Source organism: Tahibacter caeni, from assembly GCF_024609805.1.
In the GTDB taxonomy this organism is placed as follows: domain Bacteria; phylum Pseudomonadota; class Gammaproteobacteria; order Xanthomonadales; family Rhodanobacteraceae; genus Tahibacter; species Tahibacter caeni.
In genome coordinates, this window is the sequence record NZ_JANFVR010000298.1 from 1 (window position 1) to 5,949 (window position 5,949).

Sequence of the window (5,949 nt, forward strand, 5' to 3'; positions counted from 1 at the left end):
CGACGATGCGGCCTACGTCGCGCTCGCGAGCGCGCTGCTCGCCGACGCGCCGCGACGCGAGGCGGTGCGCGAACGGCTGCGCGCATCCGCGGCGCAGCTGTTCGAGGACGCGGCCGTCCTGCCGGCGCTCGAGGAATTCCTCGTCACGGCCGCGCGCGCGGCCGCGTCACAGTAGCGCGCGCAGCCGATACAGCGCTTCGAGCGCGGCTTTCGGCGTGAGCTCGTCGGGATCGATCTCGCGCAGCGCGCGCTCGGCCGCCGACGTGGTCGCGAACAGGCCCATCTGTTGCGGCGCCGCCAGCGCGGCGCTCGTGGTCGCGACGGTCGCCGCGGCCGGCTGCTGTTCGAGCGCCGCCAGGTAGCGCCGCGCATTCGCGATGACACCCTTCGGCAAACCGGCCAGCGCGGCGACCTGCAGGCCGAAACTGCGGTTGGCCGGGCCGTCCTTGACCGCATGCATGAACACGAGGCTGTCGCCGTATTCGACCGCGTCGAGATGCACGTTGGCGATGCCGGCGTACTGCGCGCCGAGCTCGGTCAGCTCGAAATAATGCGTCGCGAACAGGGTGAACGCGCGGTTGCGTTCGGCCAGCTGCACGGCGCAGGCCTTCGCGAGCGCGAGGCCGTCGTAGGTCGACGTGCCGCGGCCGACCTCGTCCATGAGCACGAGGCTCTGCGCGGTCGCGTTGTGCAGGATGTTGGCGGTCTCGGCCATCTCCACCATGAAGGTGGACTGACCGCGCGACAGGTCGTCGCCGGCGCCGATGCGCGTGAAGATGCGGTCGATCGGTCCTATCGTCGCGGCGTCGGCCGGCACGTAGCTGCCGATGTGCGCGAGCAGCACGATCAGCGCGGCCTGGCGCATGTAGGTCGACTTGCCGCCCATGTTCGGGCCGGTGATGACGAGCATGCGGCGGCCGTCGTCGAGCACGAGGTCGTTCGGTTCGAACGGATCGTCGCGCACCTGCTCGACGACCGGATGGCGGCCGCGGCGTATCGTGATGCCGGCCTCGCCGGTCAGCTGCGGCGCGACCCAGTTCAGCGCGTCGGCGCGGTCGGCCAGGGTCGCGAGCACGTCGAGCTCGGCCACGGCCGCGGCGGCCTGCTTGAGCGCATGCAGCTGCGCGTGCAGCGCGTCGAGCACGCCGTCGTACAGCGCGCGCTCGCGCATCAGCGAGCGCTCGCGCGCCGACAGCACCTTGTCCTCGAAGGCCTTCAGCTCCTCGGTGATGTAGCGCTCGGCGCCTTTGATGGTCTGGCGCCGCGTGTAATGCGTCGGCGCGCGCTCGGCGTGCGCGTTCGTGATCTCGATGTAATAGCCGTGCACGCGGTTGTAGCCGACTTTCAGCGTGGCGATGCCGCTGGCTTCGCGTTCGCGCTGTTCCAGGTCGAGCAGGAACTGGTCGGCGTTCGTCGACAAAGTGCGCAGTTCGTCGAGCTCCGCATCGAAGCCGCTGCGCAGCACGCCGCCGTCGCGCAGCAGCGCCGGCGGCTGATCGACGAGAGCGGCGGCCAGATAGTCCGCGGTCTGCGCGTGCTCGCCGAGCTGGTTCAGCAGGCGGTCCAGCAGCGGATCGTCGGCGCCGGCCAGGCGTTCGCGCAGCTGCGGCGTGGACAGCAGGCCGTCGCGCAACGTCGAAAGATCGCGCGGCCGCGCCGAGCGCAGGGCGACGCGCGCGAGTATGCGTTCGAGATCGCCGATGCCGCGCAAGGTGTCGCGCAGCGCGTCGCCGCGGCGCTGGTCGATCAGCGCGGCGATGGCCTGGTAGCGATGGCGCAGCACGTCCTGCGCGCGCAGCGGCCGGTGCAGCCAGCGCTTGAGCAGGCGCGCGCCCATCGGCGTGACGCTGTGATCGAGCACGCCGAGCAGGGTGTGCTCGTTGCGTCCGCTCGCGTGCGTGTCGAGCTCGAGGTTGCGCCGCGTCGCCGCGTCCAGCGCGATCGTCTCGCTCGCGTTCTCGATCGCGAGGCCCGACAGGTGCGGCAGCGCGCTCTTCTGGGTTTCCTCGACGTAGCCGAGCAGCGCGCCGGCCGCAGCCACCGCCAGCGGCAGGCCTTCGCAGCCGAAGCCCGACAGGTCGCGCGTGCCGAAGAAGCGGCAGAGCTGGCGCGTCGCCGTGTCGCCGTCGAAATGCCAGGGACCGCGCTTGCGCAGGCCCGGCAGCTCGGTCACAAAGCGCGGCCAGGCCACGTCCTCGGCGACGAGCGTTTCGGCCGGCTGCAATCGGGCGAGCTCGGAGGCCAGCGCCTCGGGCGTCGCCGTTTCGCTGAGCAGGAAACGGCCGCTGGCCAGATCGACCCAGGCCAGACCGTAACCGGTCCTGCCGGCGGCGATCGCGAGCAGGAAATTGTCGCGGCGTTCCTCGAGCAGGGCTTCGTCGGTGACCGTGCCCGGCGTGATCACGCGCACGACCTTGCGCTCGACGAGTCCCTTGGCCAGCGCCGGATCGCCGATCTGCTCGCAGATCGCTGCCGACTCGCCGAGCTTGACCAGCCGCGCGAGATAGCCTTCGGCCGCGTGATACGGCACGCCGGCCATCGGAATCGGCTGTCCGCCGGACTGGCCGCGCTGAGTCAGGGTGATGTCGAGCAGCCGCGCCGCCTTGCGCGCGTCGTCGTAGAACAGCTCGTAGAAATCACCCATGCGGAACAGCAGCAAGGTGTCGGGATAGTCCGCCTTGGCCGCGAAGTACTGCCGCATCAGCGGCGTGTGTTCCGGATGTCGTGCTGTGGAATCGTTCTTGGCCGGTTTGTCGGCCGGTGGGAGCGTGGTGGTGGAAGTCATCACGAACAGCTGTGCGTCCGAAGGGGGCGATGGTGGTCTTGTTACGTATTGTGTCCGCATTGATCGGACGGGGTAAGATCGCCCGTCCACAGGAATCGCGTCGCCGGGTGCCGTGAACTCTCGATGGACACGGGCCCGGACGTCGAGCATTCACCCATGAGCACGAAGGACATGGCGAAGTATTGCCGGACGCGGACCCCGTTGCGCACGCCGGCGCTCGAGCGGCGGCCGTCGCCGGAAGCGGACGGCACGACCAGGACGATCCGGCTCGTCGCGAGTGGAGACGGCTGACGCCGGTGACCGTGCTGGAATACTCATTCGAGGGTTTTCGCGTCAAGGTTGCACAGCGCGAACTCTGGTGTGGCGACGCGCTGCTGCCCGTCAATCGCTACGTTTTCGATTGCATCGCCTATCTGATCGGGCATCGCGACCGCGCGGTGGGACGCGACGAGCTCGTCGCGGCGGTCTGGGGCCGCGTCGACATCACCGACGGCCATCTCAACCAGATCATCGCCCGGGCCCGGCGGGCGCTGGACGACAACGCGCAGGCGCAGCGCCTGATCCGCACCGTGCCGGGATTCGGTTATCGCTGGGTCAGCGAGGTGGATGCCCGCGAGACGAAGGCGGCGGAGGAAACCGCGCCCAAGCCGCCGGAGACGATCGCATCCGCGCCGATGCCTTTGCCGCTTGCGACGGCGGATGCGCCCCTTCCCGCACGCGGAGACAGCCCGTCCTGGCGCCCGCGGCGATACGGTTGGCATGCCGTCGTCGCCCTGCTGGTCGTTCTGGCGGGAAGCTGGGCGATCCGAAGCCACGTGGCCGGCGTCGCGCCCGCCTCCGTTCCGGCCGAGGACGTCCTGGTCGCCGACAAGGCCGTCGTCGTGCTGCCGTTCCTGGTCGATGCGCCGTCGGAATCGACGTGGCTGGAACTCGGCGCGATGGATCTGGTGGCCGAGCGCCTGCGCGCGGCGGGCCTGCGGGTTTCGCCAAGCAGGACCGTGGTCACCGCACTGCACGGAACCCGTCAATCGATCCAGACGGCCGACTACGCCGCGGTTCGCGACGTGCTCGGCGGCGACCTGATCGTTCAGGGAAAGGCCATCCGCGCGGACGGGGTCTGGCGGATCGAGCTCGCGGCCGCGAACGCCGCCGGCGTCGAACACCGCATCGAGACCAGCGGCAGCGACGCCATCGGAGCGGCCCGGACGGCGGCCGACCTGCTGCTGGCGGCCACCCTGCGCGAGCCGCCCCGCGACGGAAACACGCCCGGGACCGATGCGATCCGCGAACGCCTGCAGCAGGCGCAGGCCGCTTCGCTGGCCAACCAGTTGGAGCTCGCGCGCAACATCCTGCTGGCCATTCCCGATACGCCCGAATTCCTGCCGGAAGTGCGCCTGCGCCTCGCGGAGCTCGATTTCCGCGCCGGGCAGTACGACCGCGCGACCGAGGCGCTAGCAACCTTGCTGGCCGATCCGGCGGCTGTGCCGGACGACGTCCATCGCGGACGGGCGCTGGTCCTGCGCGGCAATCTGAACTTCCGGCGCTCGGACTTCGCCAGGGCGGCGACGGATTTCGACGCGGCCGTCGCGACCCTGGACGCCGCGGTCGCGCCGCTGGATCTCTGCGACGCGCTGACCCGCCGCGGGCTGACCCGCGTCGCGCTGGACGATTACGAGGGCGCACTCTCGGACTACGGCCGGGCTTATCTGCTGGCCGAGCAATCCGGAGACCGCCTGCGCGTGGCCCACATCGAGGCCGGTTTCGGGCAGCTGCAGATCGCCCGCCATCGCCTGGAACTCGCGCTGCCTCACCTGAATGCGGCGATCGAGCGCTACGAGGCGTTCGGGGTGATCGAGCGTGTCGTCACCCTGCGCAGCGTCCTCATCGACGTCTATGCCGACCTGCTGCGCTGGCCGGACGTGCTGCCGCTGAGTGAACGGCAGTGGCAGGCGCGCGAGCGGGTCGGGGATCCCGGCCTGAACCTGGTCGTCTTCAACCGCCAGGCCCGGGTGCTGATGGGCGTCGGCCGCTATCGGGAGGCCGCCGAGGTGGTCGCCGAGGCGCAGCGGCGGTTTCACGACCTGCGGCCCGGCAGCGTGCGCTACCTCCACGACATGCAGGCGGAACTGGCCGCGCGCTCGGGTCAGCCGGACAAGACCGTCGCGGCCGTGGATGCCGCGCTGGAGACCTGGCCCCGCGATCCGTCGTTCGATCGCTACGCCCTGCTCGTGCTGCTGCGTCAGCGCGCGCTGGTCGCGCTGGGGCGTGCGACGTCCGAACAGATCGAGCCCCGGCTGCCGGCCGACGGCGACGGCGTGTCGGCCGTTTTCCTGCTCGCCAAGGCCGAATGGGCGGCGAAGCAGGTGGCCGCGGCCGACTCGGTCCAGGCGGCGTTCGATCGCGCGCTCGGCAGGGCGGAGGATGTCGGGCTCCCGGTGCTCGTGTCCCTGGTGGCGCAGTCCTACGTCGACTGGCTGCTGGCCCAGGACCGGCGTGACAAGGCCGCCGAGCTGGCAGGGCGGGTCGCCGTCTGGGCGAACGACGACTACGAGTCCGCCCTGGTCCGGGTCAAGGTCTTTCATGTGCTCGGCAGCCGCGACGCCTGGCGGCAGTCCCTCGAGAAGGCCCGCCAGCTCGCCGGCGAGCGGGTCATTCCTGCCCGGCTCATCGAGCCGCCGGCGGCCCGCTGAGGCCGTGCCGCGGCGGCATGGCGCCCCGTACGCGCCGCGGCGACGTCCCTCCGTATGCGCCGCGGCGGTGAAGATCCGGCCGATGCAGGCCGCCGCCCCGCCGGATGGCGGATCGGCCCGCATTCGACGCGCCGTCACCCGGCCGGCGGTCCCGGACATCCGCCGTCAGCGCCTGTCATCGGCTGTCATGCATGTCACACGCCTGACCCGTAAAGGTTTTGCACAGTCCATCCCCGTCCATCCGATGCGGGTGACTTCAGGTCCAGGGGCGCTGCGCAGGCCCCGGCGGCAGCGGCAACAACCTCCAGGGAACCCCCGAATGAATGACTCGATCGGCAAGAACGACGCGCCGCCGTACCGCCGGCGACGCGGCGCTGACCGCGCGGCCACAGCAACGCCGGGCGCTGCGGCGGCCGCCACGCGCCGGCGCTCCGGCGCCTGGCCGAGAGCCGGCGCTCTGCTCGTCTCGACCTG

The 5,949-nt window shown here is 71.0% G+C and carries 2 protein-coding genes; one reads left to right on the forward strand and one right to left on the reverse strand.

The genetic code is table 11. From position 1 onward, the window contains the following. Positions 1 to 166: 166 nt before the first annotated feature. Positions 167 to 2,785 (reverse strand): DNA mismatch repair protein MutS, encoded by a 2,619-nt coding sequence (gene mutS / locus NON22_RS19155; protein ID WP_425508005.1) that lies wholly within the window; start codon positions 2,783 to 2,785, stop codon positions 167 to 169. Between the two features lie 296 nt (positions 2,786 to 3,081). On the opposite strand from mutS, the gene NON22_RS19160 reads away from it, so the two are divergent. Further along, positions 3,082 to 5,475: a winged helix-turn-helix domain-containing protein gene (locus tag NON22_RS19160; protein ID WP_257388568.1), complete on the forward strand. Its 2,394-nt coding sequence runs from the start codon at positions 3,082 to 3,084 to the stop codon at positions 5,473 to 5,475. Positions 5,476 to 5,949: the final 474 nt, after the last annotated feature.